Genomic DNA, 304 nt, shown 5'->3' on the forward strand with positions numbered 1-304 from the left:
TGATAAATGCTTCAATAATATTGAAAAAGGAAGAGTATGAGTATTCAACATTTCCGTGTCGCCCTTATTCCCTTTTTTGCGGCATTTTGCCTTCCTGTTTTTGCTCACCCAGAAACGCTGGTGAAAGTAAAAGATGCTGAAGATCAGTTGGGTGCACGAGTGGGTTACATCGAACTGGATCTCAACAGCGGTAAGATCCTTGAGAGTTTTCGCCCCGAAGAACGTTTTCCAATGATGAGCACTTTTAAAGTTCTGCTATGTGGCGCGGTATTATCCCGTATTGACGCCGGGCAAGAGCAACTCG

The 304-nt window shown here is 44.4% G+C and carries 1 pseudogene; it reads left to right on the forward strand.

What is annotated here, in order from left to right:
• Positions 1-36: 36 nt before the first annotated feature.
• Positions 37-304 (forward strand): annotated as a pseudogene (locus SB786_RS35935) (class A beta-lactamase LEN-27); the annotation flags it as partial.

The sequence above is a fragment of the Burkholderia sp. SIMBA_062 genome, from assembly GCF_046534765.1.
Taxonomy (GTDB): domain Bacteria; phylum Pseudomonadota; class Gammaproteobacteria; order Burkholderiales; family Burkholderiaceae; genus Burkholderia; species Burkholderia ambifaria.